We start from the raw sequence: 18679 nt of genomic DNA, 5'->3' as shown, positions 1-18679 counted from the left end.
AGTAGTAAATAAAATAGTCATAAGGAGACACAATGGATATTAAAGATTTTACAGAAAAAGAACAAGAGATGATTAAAAAGGGCCTAACTTTCTCTAAACTGAACGACAAGGAAACAGCCGATAAGATTATCGCATTAATTCCTCAAGATTTGATTAAACGGATTCCATTTTTTGTTAGAAAACATGCCATTACACGTACCGTTAAGAGAATCTCGCTTGAGTATCCAGAACTGTATGCTGTAGCTGAACAAGAAGGCCAACTTCCTGAAAAGGAAGCTCAAGAATTGCGAAAAATTCTTACAGATATTTTCCAAGAGAAAATGAACAAGCATAAGATTAAATAAGTTTTGAGATTTAGCAATAAGATGTCGATTGAGCATTAGGAGTTGAGAATGGCTATTGATGGCGTTAAAATCATTGACAGTGATCAAGGTTATGACATTTACAATGAGGTAGTTGGTCGCTATAGAGACGGTGAACATGTAGCGAATATCATCAAGGATATTCTCGATGCGGAAAAAGATTACTGTCAAACAGACTTTTTTACAGAAATTTATTGGACTGCTCTTGCCTACTCGTTGTGGAAGATTGGTCACCTGACAGACGATATCAGAGATAAAACCTTGGAGCTTATCAAAAAAGGGGCTGATCCATTTTGGTTGGAAATAGATCCAAAGGTTTTGAAGCAAAGGCAAAAGGTCTTGGAAAAACTTGCACTTCAGTTGCAAACTGAAAATCCTAGGCCTCTAAAGGTACCTAAAGCCAAAACTAAACACAAACCTTATTTTGAAGAAGGGGATATCCTTGCTGTTAAGATCCAAGATGAGTATGGTCTTGTCTTTGTATCTCTGGTTGAGCATAGTCCTAGAAAGCTTGAGTACCATTTGGCTTGCACGCGCCTCTTACAGACAAAAAAGCCCACCATCGATGATTTTTTGACCAGTCATATCTCCTGTAAGATGGACAATACAAAGTTTGCTCTGGTTACAGATTGCTGGTTCAATCACAAAGATTTAGGGCAATTATTAGAAAATATTGAAAAAATTGGACAGGTGAAACTTAGACCTTTTAGTCTTTGGATGCTAGCACCTGCCCAAAATTTAGAAGATATTTATCAAGAAATCACTAGAGATAAAGGTTCCTCTGGCCTTCGATTCATCGAAACCTACAAACTTGTCGACGATATTTTTCCAGTTTAATGCTTATGTGATAAAGGGGAAAATGGTCAATTATTCCCACATGCTGTGCTGGGCTCTAACACCATAGCTATCTAGGGAACCATCTCTATTAAACTTGGCTTCAATCCGGTATCTTTTCCAGAGGTCGTAATCTGCTGTTTGAATAGTCAGAATGAAGTTGGCATCGGTATCAGAGACATTATAATCAGCAGGATTGACTGCAAAGATATCGATTAATTTTCGTGTTTGAAAGTCTTGGAGTTTTAGATTGGCTAGCTTGACATGATTGATGGAAATTTCTTCTAGTTGTTTGTTATCCATAGGTGTTTTGTAGTAGGTGACGACACAGTTTTTGAGTTGATCAGTATCTCTTCCCGTAGGAGTAAGGCTCATAAAGCCATAGGACTGATCATCACGCTTGACTTCGAGAAGCTGACCGTAGTAGAAGTGGTCGTTTTTGGGATTGGTGATGGAAGTCTCTGGACTTTTATCTTCGAAGCTAAAGCCTTTGTCCAAAAGCTCGGAAGCCTTGGTCTCACCGATAATGACAGTGGTATCTTGAATGGTTACTGGAACAGGTTGAGCTGGAAGACCACTCATCATCATGCAAAACATAAATATATAACTCGTTAAAAAAGCTGTCCCGATAACAGCGTTGGTTGATGCATAGGCATGACTGTTATGAAAGTTTTTTCTTATAGCCAGTACAACAAATTTACCAATACTTTTTAAAACCATACTAACAAGTACGATAAAAAATTGTTTTTTCAAACATTCATAAACTGCTTGCGGGAAGCTATTGCCATGATAGTTGAAGCCAGCCAATACGAGTAGATTTACGATTAAATAGATCAGCAAGAACCAATGAATCTCTTTAAGGGCATTGGCATCAGTGATTTCTTCATAGTCAACGTGAATTCTTCCTTGAAGAGCATGGCCGAGTTTATAGATCCATTTTGGGACATCTTTCCCTTGTCTGACTGCAACTACAAGTCTAATATAGAGATAGATAGTAAAGGATAAGGATAGAAAGAAAAGAGCATAAAATCCTAAAACAATACTAGTGAACATGACTATTTCCCCCTATTTTAACATTCAAGAAAACAATTTCTTAGCTCCATTATAGCATTTTCTATAGAAATAGATCTAAAAACATCAGTATTATCCTACAAGATTCAAAGGAGAAAAATCATGGGAATGATTGCTAATTATCAATATTTACCAGACGATGAATTAGAACAAATAAAAGCTCTTTCTAACCAAGAAGATGACTTGTTAGACTTTGCTGAGGACTCCGCTGATAGTCATGATATCTTACTAGATATCGACAAAATGTGGGATGCCTTGGTTTTTGTCATGACAGGATTTAGTAGTTCAGAATTTTTGGATGACAATCCCTTGAGAGAAGCGGTTTTAGGAGTGACTCCTTTAGAAGAAGTGTCTGAGTACATAGCCTATACTGAAAAAAACAAGATAGCCGAGATCGTAGAAGCTCTAGAAAGTTTTGACATGGACAGAGCTATGGCTGACTTTAGTATGGAAGCATGCAAGAAAGCCGACTTGTATCCTGATATTTGGGATTATCTTGAGGAAGAGGAAGAAATTAAGGATGATATTTTAACCTGCTTTGTCAAAATGAAAGACTTTTACAAGGAAATCTTAAATCACAAGGGGAATGTCTTAGTGACTATTTGTTAAGGTTTTTATATTCCATTAGAAAGGTAGTCCCATGAATCCATTTCTAGAAAAGTATATTACTTTAAAAAAGCAATACCTGGAACAAGATGGAAATTCTTCCAGTGTTGCGGAACTCTATGATTTGGCTGATGAATTAGCTAAGTCTAATGATTTAGAAGCTAAGAAAGTCTTAGTTGACCTCTATGAACAATTAGGTCTCTGCACTAGTGCCTATAGCTTATTTACCGAAATCTTAGACAAACCTGATCGAAAACAGATAAAGAAACTGAGCCGTTTACAAGAAATGAGTCAGAGTCATGGCGATCGTTTTGCCCTTCCTCGTCCTCTAAGAAAAGAAGAGAAGAAGCAAAGACAGAAGCTATTACAGTCTTTGCCACATTTTATCTATCATCCAGATCCCTTGGCTACAGGTTCATTTGTTGAAGGAGAAGCCAAGCTTTGTCCATCTTGTGGGAAAGAAAGCAATATTTATTATGACTTGATCCCTTATTGTATCGAGGATATAGAATACCTTTGTCCAATGTGCATTGCAAACGGTCAAGCAGCTAAAAAATTCGATGCAGAATTTATCCAAGATGCCGAGTGGCAGGGTGAATTGGATCCAGAAAAGAATCAGCTGCTTTTTTGTCAGACCCCAGGCTACTCTAGTTGGCAGGGAGAATATTGGCTTTCTTGTTGCCAAGATTATTGTGCCTACTTGGGTACAGTTGGAACTCGAGAATTGAAGGATATGGGAATCGCTGAGCAAGTCTTGGCAGACTATGAAGCGCGTGAAGAATATCAAGAGGTAGAAGACTACTTGTTCAAAGACGGGCCTATCTGTGGTTATTTGTTTAGATGTCTCCATTGTCAAAAATACCAGATCTGGGTTGATGCAGATTAAATCGGATTGTGATTAGCTATGAAAATTAAAGAGAAGACTATGGAAGAACTAGGATTATTCGAAGCTGCCTCCAAAGATTTATTAGATAATATGCAGGGATTTAAAGACAATCTATCTGTTCAATTTCCCCTATTAGATAGTGATAACTGGCAGTATGATAAGGGATCGATAAAAGTTTGTATGGCTGATGAGTCAGGATTCAAAAAAAGATGTAGGGTCGGAATCAGCTATAACTTGAAAGTCTCCCTATTAAACGAAGATGCCGAGCAAATCTGGTTACTGTTTAAAGACTGGTTCAATGCTAGCAGGTTGAATCAAGTTGAAAGAAATTCTAATAATGAAGATTTGGGAAGATATGTCTTCTCAGCAAGTTCCCCTCTAGGTGATCAGGTAGATTGTTCAATTTATTTGCCTAATGAGTGGAATATCCCTCAGATTAGCTTTGCAGGCTATCTAACAGCTCGTTATAGGGCTTGTGATCTTGATAAATCGCAAGAATAAGATGGAGGTTTTTAGAGATGAGAAAGATTGATTGGGACAAGATAAAGACTCGCTTAGATGCCTTGCTGGTCATTGATGAGTATCTAACAGATCCGAGTGAGGATTGGCTCAGACTCGTGATTAAGACTGAGGAAGACTATGGACTCCGCTACCTTATTGACAATGGTTCTGGTGATTCTTTAGATGTGATTTTGACTGATAAAATGATCCTTATAAAAGGCTTTGATCATGAAAGTAGTTTAAGCCAGTTTGCTGCTGACGAGTGGAATCAAGACGTCATTGATGGTTTTTATAAAGGACTGGATGAAAAGTATGTCTCACTTTATTCAGAAGACCAAAAAGATGAAACAACCTTCTTTATCTGGTATGATGGTCACGCGCATCAACAGACTTACCAAGATCAGGATGGCGGAGAATGGTTGCTATCTTACCTCTTTGATAGCTTTGAGAGATTTCATGAGTTTGTGACTGACTATTATGAAATTACCGTAGATAAAGATTTACTTAGAAAACTCTACATGGATGGACAACTTTCAGACATAGAAGTAAAGCAATTAATCCAGGAGAGTTAAGAGAGTTAATCATGAGAGTGAACTATAAAAATACCCCTGAAAACTATCGAGCTATGGTGGAAATAATTATCCCACCTTTGCTTGATTTACTCAAAAGTTTAACCTTGTTAGAAGAGGAAATTTTTGAGCGTAACAGAGCACTGGATAAGGAAAAAGAAGCCCTTGGCATCCCATCTAATCAGCTTCACCCTTTGTGGAATGAACTTATGGATGACTATTTTCAGAGGCAAATGCAACTTCTAACTGGACGAGTGACTCAAAAATGCTTGGAAGGAGGAGTTCGAAATTCTTATGGCTCCCCAAGTGAGTATAACTATGTTCAAAGGAATGATTTTTCTGTAGATTTCATCATGACAAAAGCTGAAGAAGCAAGAGTCATCACCCATTATCAAGAAGCTTTAGAAATGAAGCATCAGTTTGTACTTAGATTGGTGGATGGAAATTGGCTACTTGATGAGAAATTTTACGGTTTTGAGGATGAGGAAACTTGGTATCTCGACTCACTTTGACCAAGATAGCTTTGCTTCCCAACTGATATGAAATAAAGGAGAAGTCCTATGAATTTTTTAAAAAATCTATTTACTAGTAAGAAAGAAAAATCAGAGAAGAAAAAACAACTGATCTTGTCTATGCCCCTCTTCAAAGGCAAGCAGGCCTATTCTTTAGACCAGGTCGTTCAGGAATTGAAATCTCACTGGGGACTTGAAATTTCTGAAGTTTCTGGGGATGATTCTAGTGCAACCTTTGTGATTGATGGTGCTCTCGTTGCGCTGGCTTTGATGGATCTTCCCATCCCAAGTCAAGAATTTGAAGAATTGTATGCCTATTCTTATCTCTGGCAGGATGTTGAGAAGGAAACACAGGAGCACACACAACACGCCATTGTTTCTATTTTGTCTGACAATCTTTCGCCAGTAGAAACCTATTCCCTATTGACTAAAGTCAATGCCTCTATCCTAAAAACTAGTCAATCATCTATTGGTATTTATCAGGGTTCTACCACCTTGCTCTTACCCAAAGATCTTTATCTAGACCTGGCTGACCTTTTGAAAGAAGAAATGCTTCCCCTTCAACTCTGGATTTATATGGGAATTATCAACCAGGGAGATAAAACTAGTATTTACACTAATGGTTTGAAAGAGTTTGGAAAAACTGAGATTGAAATTATCGAGTCTCCTATGAATAGCGATGACTTATATTATTTCCTCTTGTCTATTCTTCAGTATGTTTTAGGCAGTGATGTCACCTTAAAGGACGGTGAAACCATTGGCTTTTCAGAAGATCAAAAAATAAAAATCACTGAGTCAAAAGCAGTCTACTTGGAAGGCAATTCCTTGAAATTAGATGTTTAAACCATGATTTATAATTGAATGTCCTTCTTAGATTGGGGATTTTATGAAGCGTGATATAAAAAAGTATTATCTCTACCGATTTCTGGCCTATAGATTTGAAAAACTCTCTTGTAAGAATCCAAGTCTCAAGGAAATAAAACCAGAAAAGAGAGAGAAAATCGTTCTAGAGGCTACTCGAACTAGTCAAAAGATTATTCTAGTCTTAGGAATTCTTTATGTTTTGCTAAATTCTGCTTTGTTCATTTACCTTAAGACCAGTGATTTCCAAAATCCTTTGTTTATGATGTATACTGACTACATCGACTATTTGGGTGGACTGATAAACGGAGAATGGGGCGGTAGTTGGCGTCAAAAGAAAGCTAGTTTTTTGATGATTGCTATACTGGCTTTACCGATTGTACTGATAGAAGGTGGCCCCTTCTTCTTGCTGGTTTTATTAGTTGGGAATTGGACATTAAAGAGAAAGATAAGATTTGAGAGAGAACATAAAGGAGTAGAGAGCCATGGCTAGAACGGTGATTATAGGTACTTTAATTGCTTTTGCAATTTTTAATCTGCTACTCGGTCTGGGCTTTTATCTCTTTCTAAAAAAGAGGAGAGAGAATGGGCAGTCATTGTACGAAAGCCCTGTAAATCAACAAACTCGAACAGAAAAACTGGGTCTAGGCGAGATTTTGGTCTACCTGTCCCTGATTGCAATCGCGGGGATGTTTGCTTTTCAGACCTTAAATAGAGGTGGTGTTGGGAATTCTATTTTAGCCAAAATGATTCTCCTCCCAGCCATAATGGCTCTTTTCAATGCAAGAAAAAGGACTGGAAAGTCTTTACTTGCCCTCCTTATAACCTTTATGGTCTTTCTGGTAGGAGTCATGTTTAATCTCACGATTGGTGTGCCACCTCAAGCACCAATTTTGCAAATTAATGAAAGTAAAATCATTTTAGCAGAAACTAAAGCCAGTGAGCTGATGGATGCTGGATTTGACATCTATGTAAGACAGTGTGATGGTGGTAGCGACTACGAAGAGCTCCTGACAGATGGCAGTTTCCAAAGGTATTCAGGCAATAATACAGTCACTATCGAAAAAGGATTCAGACTGGATAGCAATGCTGTACCTTACGCTCCCTATCTCCTAGCAAAAGATGGCATAGTACTGGGGAGTATTTCCTTTTACGGTGCTGAGGACCAGAATGTGGCTTTAGAAGATTCTAAGATTATTCAGGTTCGATTTAACAAGGAAAGTATTGAGGCAGCTAAAAAACATTCTATCACTCTCAAATTAGATGAACTTGACTTGACTACTCGACTGGATGTTTCTCTTGTTCAAGAAACTTTTAAAAAGCATCTATGGTCAATTCCCCCATCACATACAAGTGATGTCACTCAATTGTGGTATGGATTAAAGTGGTCCAGCAACAGTGACTCTCTATTTTGGAATGAGTATTATAGTCTCATCCGTCTGGATGAAAATTACTTGATGACTGATTTTGAGCTAGCTGTTCAAGTAGCACGAGATGACTAGATAGGATTTTGAATAGTTGATTATGCTTACGATTCATTAAAGAAACTAATCTATTTAGTTTCTTTTTTTGTTTTTTGATTTAAATTTAAAACGATTTCCATTTTTAAGTTAAATAAATTTCACGAACGAAAAAATTAATTTATTAAAAAAAGTTTCTAAAAATACTTTACAAGAATACGAAAACATGATATAGTAATGAAGCTTAGAAAATGAGATGATGTTTTCTAGCAAATATAAACCCGAGTAAAAAATGCCTACGGACAGGCAGGGTTGAATGCCGAAGCGTGGTTGAAAAGCCACATTATTGATAGGGTTAAAAGCCTACTTTTATAAGTTGATGTTAGAACATTAGTTCTAATTCGTATAGATTTGTTAGTGTGGTGAAAGCACACGTCATCTTGTGAAACGATCAATAAAGTACGTAATATTTGCTACTAGAGAGTTAGGAAACATCAGGAACAGACATACTCAAAAGAAACAAACATAAACACGTCAGTAGATTGTAGAGCAGGTGTCGACCTGCTCTTTTTTCATAAGTATCCTTTAGAGCCTTACATGGTTAAGGTGTAAAAAATATGATAAAGGAGTATGTCTTTATAATGTTAAATCAAAACCAAGCTCCCATCTATGAGGGGTTGGTCAAGTTACGAAAGAAAAGAATTGTACCATTTGACGTACCTGGTCACAAGCGTGGCCGTGGAAATCCAGAGTTAGTTGAACTTTTAGGGGAAAAATGTGTAGGGATTGATGTCAATTCTATGAAGCCCTTGGATAATCTGGGGCATCCCATTTCGATTATCAGAGAAGCAGAGCAACTAGCGGCTGAGGCTTTTGGTGCTGCTCATGCCTTTTTAATGATTGGCGGCACAACCTCATCTGTTCAAACTATGATTCTCTCCACCTGTAAAGCGGGAGATAAAATTATCCTTCCTCGAAATGTCCATAAATCAGCCATCAATGCACTCGTTTTATGTGGTGCTATTCCCATCTATATTGAGATGAGTGTGAATCCCAAAATCGGTATTGCTTTGGGGCTTGAAAATGAGCGTGTAGCACAAGCTATTCAGGAACATCCAGATGCCAAGGCTATCCTAATTAACAATCCTACCTACTATGGAATTTGTTCAGACCTTAAGGGGCTAACAGAGATGGCTCACGCTGCAGGAATGAAAGTCTTAGTAGATGAGGCGCACGGGGCCCATCTGCACTTTACAGATAAACTTCCTCTTTCTGCTATGGACGCAGGAGCAGATATGTCAGCTGTATCCATGCATAAGTCCGGTGGCAGCTTGACTCAAAGTTCGCTTCTTTTAGTTGGCAATCAGATGAATCCTGAGTACGTACGTCAGATTATTAATCTGACACAGTCGACATCAGCATCCTACTTGCTAATGTCTAGTCTAGATGTTTCTCGTAGAAACCTAGCCCTTCGTGGCAAAGAGTCCTTTGAGAAAGTCATTGAGCTATCTGAGTACGCACGTCGTGAAATCAATGCCATCGGTGGCTACTATGCCTACTCAAAAGAACTAGTAGATGGTGTATCAGTTTGTGATTTTGATGTAACCAAGCTGTCAGTTTACACTCAGGGGATTGGTCTAACAGGGATTGAAGTTTATGATCTCTTACGAGATGAATATGACATTCAGATTGAGTTTGGTGATATCGGGAATATCTTGGCCTACATTTCGATTGGTGACCGTATCCAAGATATTGAGCGTTTGGTTGGTGCTTTGGCTGATATCAAGAGACTTTACTCGAGAGATGGGAAGGACTTGATAGCTGGAGAATATATCCAGCCCGAGTTGGTTCTATCTCCTCAGGAAGCCTTTTATTCAGAAAGAAGAAGCTTAACCTTGGACGAGTCCGTTGGTCAAGTATGCGGGGAATTTGTCATGTGCTATCCTCCAGGTATTCCAATTCTAGCGCCAGGTGAACGCATTACACGAGAAATTGTCGATTATATTCAATTTGCCAAAGAACGTGGTTGTTCCCTCCAAGGAACGGAAGATCCAGAGGTCAATCACATCAATGTCATTGAGAGAAAGGAGAACTAGATGGATTTATGGTTTTCTGAAGTTCATACTCCAGATGTGAAATTATCCTTGAGAACAGCCAAACAACTTTACGCTGGTAAAAGTGAATGGCAGGATATTGAAGTATTAGATACGCCAGCTTTTGGTAAGATTTTGATTTTAAATGGGCATGTCTTGTTCTCAGATGCGGATGACTTTGTCTACAATGAAATGACGGTTCACGTACCCATGGCTGTCCATCCAAATCCAAAGAAAGTCTTGGTTATCGGAGGTGGTGACGGAGGTGTTGCCCAGGTATTAACCCTCTATCCAGAATTGGAACAAATTGATATCGTGGAACCGGATGAGATGTTGGTAGAGGTCTGTCGTGAGTATTTCCCAGACTTTGCAGCAGGACTTGATGACCCTCGTGTTACCATTTACTACCAAAATGGGCTTCGCTTTTTACGAAACTGCGAAGATGATTACGACATTATCATCAATGATGCGACTGATCCATTTGGACATACAGAAGGTCTCTTTACCAAGGAATTTTACGGCAATAGCTATAGAGCCTTGAAAGAAGACGGTATTATGATTTACCAGCATGGTAGTCCTTTCTTTGACGAAGATGAGTCAGCTTGCCGAAGCATGCACCGCAAGGTCAATCAAGCCTTTCCAATTAGTCGGGTCTATCAGGCCCATATCCCAACCAGTCCTGCTGGCTATTGGTTATTTGGATTTGCATCGAAAAAATATCACCCTGTCAAAGATTTTGACAAGGAAGGTTGGAAAAAACGTCAGCTTTTCACAGAATACTACACTGCAAACTTACATGTGGGTGCCTTTATGTTGCCTAAGTATGTAGAAGACATTTTAGAAGAAGAGGAAGGAAAAAAATGAGTCGTTTATTAGTTATTGGATGTGGGGGCGTTGCCCAAGTTGCTATTTCAAAGATTTGCCAAGATAGCGAAACTTTTACAGAGATTATGATTGCCAGCCGTACCAAGTCAAAATGTGATGACTTGAAAGCTAAATTAGAGGGCAAAACAAGTACTAAAATTGAAACAGCTGCTCTTGATGCTGACAAGGTAGAAGAAGTTATTGCCTTGATTGAAAGCTATAAGCCAGAAGCCGTTTTGAATGTAGCACTTCCTTATCAAGACTTGACTATTATGGATGCATGTTTGGCGACAGGTGTCCACTATATCGATACTGCCAACTATGAGGCTGAGGATACAGAAGACCCTGAATGGCGTGCGATTTATGAGAAACGCTGCAAAGAGCTTGGATTTACGGCTTACTTTGATTACTCATGGCAATGGGCTTACCAAGAAAAATTCAAAGAAGCAGGATTGACAGCTCTTCTTGGTTCTGGTTTTGACCCAGGTGTAACTAGCGTCTTTTCAGCATACGCCCTTAAACACTATTTTGATGAAATCCACTATATCGACATTTTAGACTGTAATGGTGGTGACCACGGTTATCCATTTGCGACCAACTTTAATCCAGAAATCAACCTACGCGAGGTGTCTGCACCAGGTTCTTACTGGGAAGATGGGAAATGGGTAGAAGTTGAAGCGATGTCAATCAAGCGTGAGTATGATTTCCCTCAGGTTGGGCAAAAAGACATGTATCTTCTTCACCATGAAGAAATTGAATCACTGGCTAAAAATATCCCAGGAGTTAAACGTATTCGTTTCTTCATGACTTTCGGTCAATCTTATCTAACGCACATGAAATGCTTAGAAAACGTTGGGCTCCTTCGTACAGATGCTATTAACTTTAACGGTCAAGAAATCGTACCAATCCAATTCTTGAAAGCCTTGCTTCCAGATCCTGCAAGCCTTGGCCCACGTACCGTTGGAAAAACCAATATCGGATGTATCTTTACAGGTGTCAAAGATGGTGTTGAAAAGACTATCTACATCTACAATGTTTGTGACCATCAGGAGTGCTACGCAGAAGTTGGTTCACAGGCAATTTCTTACACAACAGGAGTTCCAGCCATGATTGGGACAAAATTAGTGATGGATGGTACTTGGAAACAACCAGGAGTGTATAATCTTGAAGAGTTGGATCCAGATCCATTCATGGAAGCTTTGAATAAATACGGTTTGCCATGGGTCGTGGTTGAAAATCCACAAATGGTGGACTAATGAAGTTAGAACAAGTACCAACACCTTCTTATATCATTGACTTAGGAAAGTTAGAAGAGAATTGTCGCATTCTACAAGAGGTTCAAGAAAAGGCAGGCTGTAAGGTTTTACTGGCTCAGAAGGCTTATTCCCTCTATACAACCTATCCCTTGATTAGCCAGTATCTGTCAGGTACGACAGCTAGTGGTCTCTATGAAGCTAAGTTAGCTAGAGAAGAGTTCACAGGGGAAGTCCATGTATTTGCGCCTGCTTTTAAGGAAGCTGACATGAAAGAGTTGCTTCAAATATCTGATCATATTGTCTTTAACTCAGAGAGACAATTACGAAAATATAGTCAACCTTGTCGTGAAGCTGGGATTAGTGTAGGTTTGCGCCTTAATCCTCAATGTTCAACACAAGGAGATCACGCGCTCTATGACCCTTGTGCTCCTGGATCCCGTTTTGGAGTAACTTCAGATAAGATACCGAGTGATTTGCTAGACTTGGTGGACGGGCTTCATTTTCATACTCTTTGTGAGCAAGGGGCAGATGATTTAGAAACAACTTTGAAAGCTGTAGAAGAGCAGTTTGGACAGTACTTGCATCAGGTAAAATGGCTTAATATGGGTGGTGGACATCACATTACCCGAGCCGACTATGATGTGGACTTGCTGATTTCTGAGATTAAGCGAATTCGAGAAACCTATAATCTTGACGTCTATATCGAACCAGGTGAAGCCATTGCACTTAATGCGGGCTATCTAGCGACAGAAGTCTTGGATATTGTTGAAAACGGGATTGAGACTTTGGTGCTAGACGCCTCGGCAAGCTGCCATATGCCAGATGTTCTTGAGATGCCTTATCGTCCCCCATTGAGAGATGGGTTTGAAGCCCAAGAAAAACCTTATACTTATAGACTCTCTTCAAATACTTGCCTGACAGGGGATATCATTGGGGATTACAGCTTTGAAAAATCGATTGAAATCGGCGATCGCCTCTATTTTGAAGACATGGCTATTTACTCATTTGTCAAAAATAATACCTTTAATGGCATAGGGCTTCCAAGTTTGTATCTCATGGATAAAGAGGGTGAGTGCAGTCTAGTCAAAGCATTTGGCTATCAAGACTTTAAGGAGAGATTATCATGATGGACAGTCCAAAGAAATTAGACTATCGTATGCCAGCAGAGTATGAACCCCACCATGGGACTCTCATGATATGGCCTTCTCGACCAGGGTCTTGGCCATTTCAGGGTAAGGCTGCAAAAAAAGCATTTAGCCAGATTATCAAAACTATTGCTCAGGGGGAAACAGTCTACCTTTTGGTGGAGGTGGATTATCTATCTGAAGCCAAATCTTATCTTGAAGACCAGGTTGTTTATCTAGATATTCCAACAAATGATGCCTGGGCTCGTGATACAGGTCCGACCATTCTCCTTAATGATAAAAGGGAAAAGTTGGCGGTAGATTGGTCTTTCAATGCTTGGGGTGGTGCAGTGGATGGACTCTATCAAGACTATGAAGCAGATGACCAAGTTGCCAGTCGTTTTGCAGAAGTTTTAGAGATACCTGTTTACGATGCCAAACCTTTTGTACTAGAAGGTGGAGCTATTCACAGTGATGGCCAAGGAACTATTCTTGTGACAGAAAGTTGCCTTCTCAGTCCGGGTCGCAATCCTCATATGACTAAAGAAGAGATAGAAAAGACCTTATTAGAGAGTCTTGGTGCTGAAAAAGTTATCTGGCTTCCTTACGGTATTTATCAGGACGAAACCAATGAACACGTCGACAATGTTGCAGCTTTTGTAGGTCCTGCAGAAGTTGTTTTAGCTTGGACGGACGATCAGGACGATCCCCAGTATGCCATGTCTGCAGCTGATTTAGCTCTTTTAGAGAAGGAGACAGATGCAAATGGACGGAAGTTTACCATTCATAAATTGCCTATCCCAGCTCTTCATCAAGTAGTGACGGAAGAAGATTTGCCGGGTTATAGTTATGAAGAAGGTGAAGAAGAACGCTATGCTGGTGAGCGTTTAGCGGCATCCTACGTGAACTTCTATATTGCTAATAAGTCTGTCTTGGTGCCGCAATTTCAGGATGTCAACGATCAAGTTGCCTTGGATATCCTTAGTCAATGTTTCCCAGACCGTGAAGTCGTAGGAATCCCAGCTAGAGATATTCTTTTAGGGGGTGGGAATATCCACTGTATTACCCAACAAATTCCAGAATAGGAGAAAAAGATGAGAAATGTAACGGTTGCAGCTATTCAAATGCAATGCGCTAAGGATGTGGAGACGAATATCCAAACAGCTGAACGTTTAGTCCGTCAAGCTGCGGAGCAAGGAGCCCAGATCATTCTTTTACCAGAATTATTTGAACGTCCCTATTTCTGTCAGGAACGTCAGTATGACTATTACCAGTATGCCCAGTCGGTGACAGAAAATACTGCTATTCAGCATTTTAAATCAATTGCTAAGGAACTAAAGGTCGTTTTACCAATCAGTTTCTACGAAAAGGATGGCAATGTCTTGTACAATTCTATTGCTGTCATTGATGCAGATGGAGAAGTGCTTGGCGTTTATCGGAAGACTCACATTCCTGATGACCATTATTATCAAGAAAAATTCTTCTTTACTCCTGGAAACACAGGCTTCAAGGTTTGGGATACTCGCTATGCCAAGATTGGTATTGGCATCTGTTGGGATCAGTGGTTTCCTGAAACCGCCCGTTGTCTTGCCTTAAATGGTGCAGAATTGCTCTTTTATCCAACAGCTATTGGATCAGAGCCTATTTTGGATACAGATAGTTGTGGTCATTGGCAACGTACCATGCAAGGACACTCAGCAGCAAATATTGTTCCAGTTATTGCAGCCAATCGTTATGGCTTGGAAGAAGTCCAGCCTTGCGAGGAAAATGGAGGGCAAAGTTCAAGTCTTAACTTCTACGGTTCATCCTTTATGACCGATGAAACAGGAGCTATCTTGACTCAAGCAGATAGACAAGGCGAAGCAATTTTGTTGACTACCTATGATCTCGACAAAGGAGCAAATGAGCGCCTAAACTGGGGTTTGTTTAGAGACAGAAGACCAGACATGTATAAAGATATTGTGAGATAATTGTTTGTATTTTTAGTTTAGGTAATTATCGTTCTAGAATAGATAGGAGTCTTTTAATGAATCAAGCTTGGGAATTATTATTTGAGGGAAAAATTAATGAAGCTAAGCAATTAGTTCAAGCAGAGTTTTGCCTAGCAACTTGTAAAGATTACAGTCTTTTAAACTTGATGGGTTATATCTATTTGTACGAAAAAAAGTATGAACACTGTTTAGAGGTTTACCAACGTTATCTCCACTTGGCTATTACAGAAAAGGATCGTGAAAATGAACACATCGCGTATCATCAATTGGCCATGGTCTATCGTGAAATGAATGATTTTCAGACAGCTCTTAGCCATATCGAAAAAGAGCGAGAAGTTATTGAACAAGATTTTTCAGGGGATTCTCTCAAAAATTCTGTTAATGACTATGAGCAAGGTTATTTACGATTAAAGTTAGGTCAACTAGTTGAAGCGGAGTTTTATATGCAGCAGTCGCTAGACTCAGCCTTAAAGACAGATGATCTTATCGCTCAGGCCTGCGCTTATAGAGGATTGGGAGAGATTTATCGAAAACTTGATTCGAGTAAATCCTATGATTATTTTAGTCACGCTATTAAACTCTTCGACAAGGCGGGAGATGAGATCGGAGCGGATGAAGTCAGAGCTTTAATAGTTAATAAAAAGTCTGAGACAAAATAGTTCTCAGATACAAAAAAGCTAGAGGTTCCCAATTGTGGAACTCTAGCTTTTTTCTGTAGATACTATAGTAATTTTTGATAAAGTAAATGATAAAATGGACTTTGTGTTAACAAGGATAAAAGAGACTGGAAAAATCTCAATCAATTTTTCTTGAAGAATTAAGTCGTGGCTGAGGTTAGATATGGGAAAATGGACATGTAGATGTGGTCAAGCAATGAACGACCACCAAGCGCCTGATCCAAATGCTTATTCGGTTTATTCGGATGAGTTCTTAGCAGAAATTTCTCAAGCTGAATTATTTTAACTGATATTCTGTCAATGTAATTACGGTAATTATTTGTTATAATACTTCAAAGGAGGAAATCAGATGGTAGTAAAAATAAGAAAACAAGGAAATTCAAACACCATTACCATCCCAAGCGAATTCAATATTCCAAGTGGTGTTAAATACGAAGCAAAATTGTTACCAAGTGGTGAAATTATCTTTACTCCCGAAGAGTCTGGACATCAGATTTCTTATGTATCTGATGATGCTTTTGACTTAGATTTGGACAAAATCTTTGATGAATACGATGATGTTTTCAAAGCTTTGGTGGAAAAATGACAGTCTATCTTAGAGAAAGGCAAATCGAGAAAATCAATGCTTTAGCAATTCAACGTTATTCACCTAATGAAAAAATTCAGACGGTTAGTCCTTCTGCCTTAAATATGATTGTCAATTTACCAGAACAATTTGTTTTTGGCAAACCCTATTTATCCAACAATTTTTGATAAGGCAACGATACTATCTGTCCAATTGATCAAGAAGCATGTTTTTGCCAATGCTAAAAAACGAACTGCTTTCTTCGTTTTGGTGAAATTTCTACAGTTGAATGGTTATCGTTTTTCTGTAATAGTTGAAGAAGCGGTCGATATGTGTGTAACTATTGCAGTAGAATCCTTAACAGATGAAAGATTAGCTAGCTACATCAAATGGATCTCAGAACATTCATTTATTGCTAATGGCAAAAATTTAGCTTGGATGTTTAAATCCTAAAAGTTAAAAAAATAAATAAATAGACACACAGTATTAGAATTCTGTAATGAAGAAAACAATTCTTTTGAATACGTCAAACATTCAACTTTACTAAACAAGAAAAAGTAGCCCAATTAGGCTACTTTTTAAAATTCTTTGTAAACATAAGGATTCTCTGGTTTGTCCACTTTGATGAAAGACTGTACCTCGAGGGTTGGGAGGACTTGGTTAAGTTCCTTGTGATAGCGATTGCTAATCTTTCCTTTGACTCTCACCCATGTGTTATTCTCATAACGATTGGTATTTCCTGTGGTCAAGAGGCCGAAAACTCCCGAATCAGCGATGCAGTGCATAATACCGAAACGAAAAACAAATTGACTATTAGCGTGATTCGGATCATTGTAGACAAAGCCTGTGAACTCGATTTCCTTGCCTTCAAATTCATTTGGATAATCATAAAGTGCTTCCATGACTTCCAAGTAATTCTCATCGGTGATGACAATACTAGATTGAGCTAAGTACTTATCAGCACTCTTACGGACAGTGTCTACATAAGCTGTGTGTGAATAAAACCTACTCGTATCTGGTTTAAGATACTGACTGCTCGTTCCTTCACTTGCTTGGATTGCCTTGTCAGTTCCTTCTGACAGAGGAAAATAATATCCTTTTGCCGATACTGTTTGCGAATCTAGCTCGACAGTTGGAAATGTAAATCCAACTAACAAAGGTAAACTTAGGAGGACAAAACTAGCAAGCTTGGCAGAAAACTTATGTAAGTGACTGTGTTCTTTCAAACGCTTGAAGCAAATATAGGCTTGTACAATGGCTAGTAACAAAGATAGAACCATGGTGATATAAGCCAAATAAGAGTAGTGGAGGTTTAGATATTGATTGAGCTTACCAGATAGGTGTAGATAAAGGGTTAAGAAAAAATAACTAATCAAAATAAGAAATCGTATCATAGCATCACCCCGACTAGATAAGAATAGACAAGAACAACAAGATTCACAATGGTCATGAACTGCCAAATAAAGCGAGTTTTAAGATAATTCTTCATCATGAGTAGGTTTTTGACATCAAGCATTGGTCCAATAACCAGAAAGGCAAGGACTGGCGCAAATCCGAAACTAGAGAGCAACGAAGAGCCAATAAAGGCATCCGCTTCACTACAAAGTGATAGAAGGAAGGATAAGACCATCAAGAGAACGATTGCAAGTAGAGGTGTTGCGCTGATAGAAGTCAGGATCCGAGTTGGTACATAGACTTGGACTATGCTAGCAAAAATACAGCCAAAAACCAAGTAACGTCCCATATCAAAGAATTCATCAATAGCTTGGATAAAGACCTGAAGAAGTTTCTGACCTTTGGTCAAGTGAGAAAAATCATGTTCATGACAAGCCAGCCTATTTTCCTTTTGAATCGATCCTTCCCAGAAAAATCCAAGTAAGATACCCAATATAGTAGCAACAAGAATCGAACCTAAAGCGCGGAGTAAGACCATTTTAAATGAATTACCAAAGGCTGAATAGGTCGCAAAGAGTACGATAGGATTGATGATAGGAGCGGTTACTAGAAAGGGAACAGCTGTATAGCTTGGAACCTTCTTCTCTAAGAAACGATTAATGATAGGAACAATTCCACACTCACAAGAGGGAAAGAGAAACCCTATGAAGGTACCAAAAAAGATCCTCCCCAAACGATTTTTAGGGAGAAATCTATATACTTTTTCAGGAGTCACATAGACTTCAATAGCACCTGAGATAATACTACCAATTAAGACAAATGGTAGGGCTTCAATGATGATTGATAAAAAGATAGCGCCAGCTTGTAACACACTAGAAGGTAGACTTTGAAAGAGTGTCATCTATTTTTTCTTTTCTGCTTTATCTTTCTTTTCTTTGTCATCTGGAAATGTCACTTGCTTTAAATCAGGAAGTTTAGCGAACTCTTCGAACATCTTATCTAAGTCATCAGTTTTTGTAAATTTAACAGCCATAAGGCATACCTCGATTCTT

23 protein-coding genes and 1 pseudogene are annotated in these 18679 nt (G+C 38.8%); 20 read left to right on the top strand and 4 right to left on the bottom strand.

Annotated elements, in window-relative coordinates; genetic code table 11:
* Positions 1-32 precede the first annotated feature (32 nt).
* Positions 33-344: a hypothetical protein gene (locus TZ96_RS03935; protein WP_045762982.1), complete on the top strand. Its 312-nt coding sequence runs from the start codon at positions 33-35 to the stop codon at positions 342-344.
* Positions 345-392: 48 nt separating this feature from the next.
* Positions 393-1199 (top strand): hypothetical protein, encoded by an 807-nt coding sequence (locus tag TZ96_RS03930; protein ID WP_045762981.1) that lies wholly within the window; start codon positions 393-395, stop codon positions 1197-1199.
* 30 nt (positions 1200-1229) lie between these two features.
* On the opposite strand, the gene TZ96_RS03925 is transcribed toward TZ96_RS03930, so the two are convergent.
* The gene (locus TZ96_RS03925; RefSeq protein ID WP_045762980.1) at positions 1230-2249 is read right to left on the bottom strand and encodes a hypothetical protein; all 1020 of its coding nucleotides are present in this window, start codon (positions 2247-2249) and stop codon (positions 1230-1232) included.
* 120 nt (positions 2250-2369) lie between these two features.
* Between TZ96_RS03925 and TZ96_RS03920 the strand changes: the two genes are divergently transcribed.
* From TZ96_RS03920 to TZ96_RS03840, 18 genes and pseudogenes are all read left to right on the top strand, one after another.
* Positions 2370-2876 (top strand): YfbM family protein, encoded by a 507-nt coding sequence (locus TZ96_RS03920; RefSeq protein WP_045762979.1) that lies wholly within the window; start codon positions 2370-2372, stop codon positions 2874-2876.
* Between the two features lie 31 nt (positions 2877-2907).
* Positions 2908-3759 (top strand): CbrC family protein, encoded by an 852-nt coding sequence (locus TZ96_RS03915; RefSeq protein ID WP_045762978.1) that lies wholly within the window; start codon positions 2908-2910, stop codon positions 3757-3759.
* 18 nt (positions 3760-3777) lie between these two features.
* On the top strand, positions 3778-4260 hold the full coding sequence (locus TZ96_RS03910; RefSeq protein WP_198921490.1) for a hypothetical protein: 483 nt from the start codon (positions 3778-3780) through the stop codon (positions 4258-4260).
* A gap of 17 nt (positions 4261-4277) precedes the next feature.
* Positions 4278-4832: a hypothetical protein gene (locus TZ96_RS03905; protein ID WP_045762976.1), complete on the top strand. Its 555-nt coding sequence runs from the start codon at positions 4278-4280 to the stop codon at positions 4830-4832.
* 11 nt (positions 4833-4843) lie between these two features.
* The gene (locus TZ96_RS03900) at positions 4844-5341 is read left to right on the top strand and encodes a hypothetical protein (protein WP_045762975.1); all 498 of its coding nucleotides are present in this window, start codon (positions 4844-4846) and stop codon (positions 5339-5341) included.
* A 48-nt stretch (positions 5342-5389) separates the two neighbouring features.
* On the top strand, positions 5390-6184 hold the full coding sequence (locus tag TZ96_RS03895) for a DUF4261 domain-containing protein (RefSeq protein WP_045762974.1): 795 nt from the start codon (positions 5390-5392) through the stop codon (positions 6182-6184).
* Between the two features lie 43 nt (positions 6185-6227).
* Positions 6228-6695 (top strand): hypothetical protein, encoded by a 468-nt coding sequence (locus tag TZ96_RS03890; RefSeq protein ID WP_045762973.1) that lies wholly within the window; start codon positions 6228-6230, stop codon positions 6693-6695.
* Positions 6688-7704, top strand: coding sequence for a hypothetical protein (locus TZ96_RS03885; RefSeq protein ID WP_045762972.1), 1017 nt, complete (start codon positions 6688-6690; stop codon positions 7702-7704). Before TZ96_RS03890 ends, TZ96_RS03885 begins: the two co-directional genes overlap by 8 nt.
* A 599-nt stretch (positions 7705-8303) precedes the next feature.
* Positions 8304-9758 (top strand): aminotransferase class I/II-fold pyridoxal phosphate-dependent enzyme, encoded by a 1455-nt coding sequence (locus tag TZ96_RS03880; RefSeq protein ID WP_045762971.1) that lies wholly within the window; start codon positions 8304-8306, stop codon positions 9756-9758.
* Positions 9759-10619: a polyamine aminopropyltransferase gene (gene speE, locus TZ96_RS03875; RefSeq protein WP_000366713.1), complete on the top strand. Its 861-nt coding sequence runs from the start codon at positions 9759-9761 to the stop codon at positions 10617-10619.
* Positions 10616-11875: a saccharopine dehydrogenase family protein gene (locus TZ96_RS03870; RefSeq protein ID WP_045762970.1), complete on the top strand. Its 1260-nt coding sequence runs from the start codon at positions 10616-10618 to the stop codon at positions 11873-11875. Before speE ends, TZ96_RS03870 begins: the two co-directional genes overlap by 4 nt.
* Positions 11875-13002 (top strand): carboxynorspermidine decarboxylase, encoded by a 1128-nt coding sequence (gene nspC / locus TZ96_RS03865; protein WP_045762969.1) that lies wholly within the window; start codon positions 11875-11877, stop codon positions 13000-13002. The genes TZ96_RS03870 and nspC overlap by 1 nt, the downstream gene beginning before the upstream one ends.
* Positions 12999-14084, top strand: coding sequence for an agmatine deiminase (gene aguA / locus TZ96_RS03860; RefSeq protein ID WP_045762968.1), 1086 nt, complete (start codon positions 12999-13001; stop codon positions 14082-14084). Before nspC ends, aguA begins: the two co-directional genes overlap by 4 nt.
* 9 nt (positions 14085-14093) lie before the next feature.
* Positions 14094-14969 carry an N-carbamoylputrescine amidase gene (aguB, locus tag TZ96_RS03855; protein ID WP_045762967.1) on the top strand — a complete coding sequence of 292 codons (876 nt, stop codon included), beginning with the start codon at positions 14094-14096 and terminating at the stop codon, positions 14967-14969.
* A gap of 56 nt (positions 14970-15025) precedes the next feature.
* Entirely contained in the window at positions 15026-15649 is a 624-nt protein-coding gene (locus TZ96_RS03850; protein ID WP_045762966.1) for a tetratricopeptide repeat protein, read from the top strand.
* Positions 15650-15830: 181 nt separating this feature from the next.
* The gene (locus tag TZ96_RS11045; protein WP_275043563.1) at positions 15831-15953 is read left to right on the top strand and encodes a hypothetical protein; all 123 of its coding nucleotides are present in this window, start codon (positions 15831-15833) and stop codon (positions 15951-15953) included.
* Positions 15954-16016: 63 nt separating this feature from the next.
* Positions 16017-16253, top strand: a complete 237-nt coding sequence (locus TZ96_RS03845) for an AbrB family transcriptional regulator (protein WP_045762965.1) — start codon at positions 16017-16019, stop codon at positions 16251-16253.
* Positions 16250-16685 (top strand): annotated as a pseudogene (locus tag TZ96_RS03840) (type II toxin-antitoxin system death-on-curing family toxin). Before TZ96_RS03845 ends, TZ96_RS03840 begins: the two are co-directional and overlap by 4 nt.
* Positions 16686-16810: 125 nt before the next feature.
* Here the strand turns inward: TZ96_RS03840 and TZ96_RS03835 are convergent.
* Genes TZ96_RS03835 through TZ96_RS11040 form a run of 3 tightly spaced genes read right to left on the bottom strand, consistent with a single transcriptional unit; the run spans position 16811 to position 18660 of the window.
* Positions 16811-17626, bottom strand: coding sequence for a TIGR03943 family putative permease subunit (locus tag TZ96_RS03835; protein ID WP_045762964.1), 816 nt, complete (start codon positions 17624-17626; stop codon positions 16811-16813).
* Positions 17623-18528: a permease gene (locus tag TZ96_RS03830; RefSeq protein ID WP_045762963.1), complete on the bottom strand. Its 906-nt coding sequence runs from the start codon at positions 18526-18528 to the stop codon at positions 17623-17625. Before TZ96_RS03830 ends, TZ96_RS03835 begins: the two co-directional genes overlap by 4 nt.
* Positions 18529-18660: an SPJ_0845 family protein gene (locus TZ96_RS11040; protein WP_000268695.1), complete on the bottom strand. Its 132-nt coding sequence runs from the start codon at positions 18658-18660 to the stop codon at positions 18529-18531.
* Positions 18661-18679: the final 19 nt, after the last annotated feature.

It is taken from the genome of Streptococcus infantis (assembly GCF_000963255.1).
In the GTDB taxonomy this organism is placed as follows: Bacteria; Bacillota; Bacilli; order Lactobacillales; family Streptococcaceae; genus Streptococcus; species Streptococcus nidrosiense.
The sequence above is the reverse complement of the archived record's forward strand: the minus strand, read 5'-3'. Positions and strand labels throughout refer to the sequence as shown.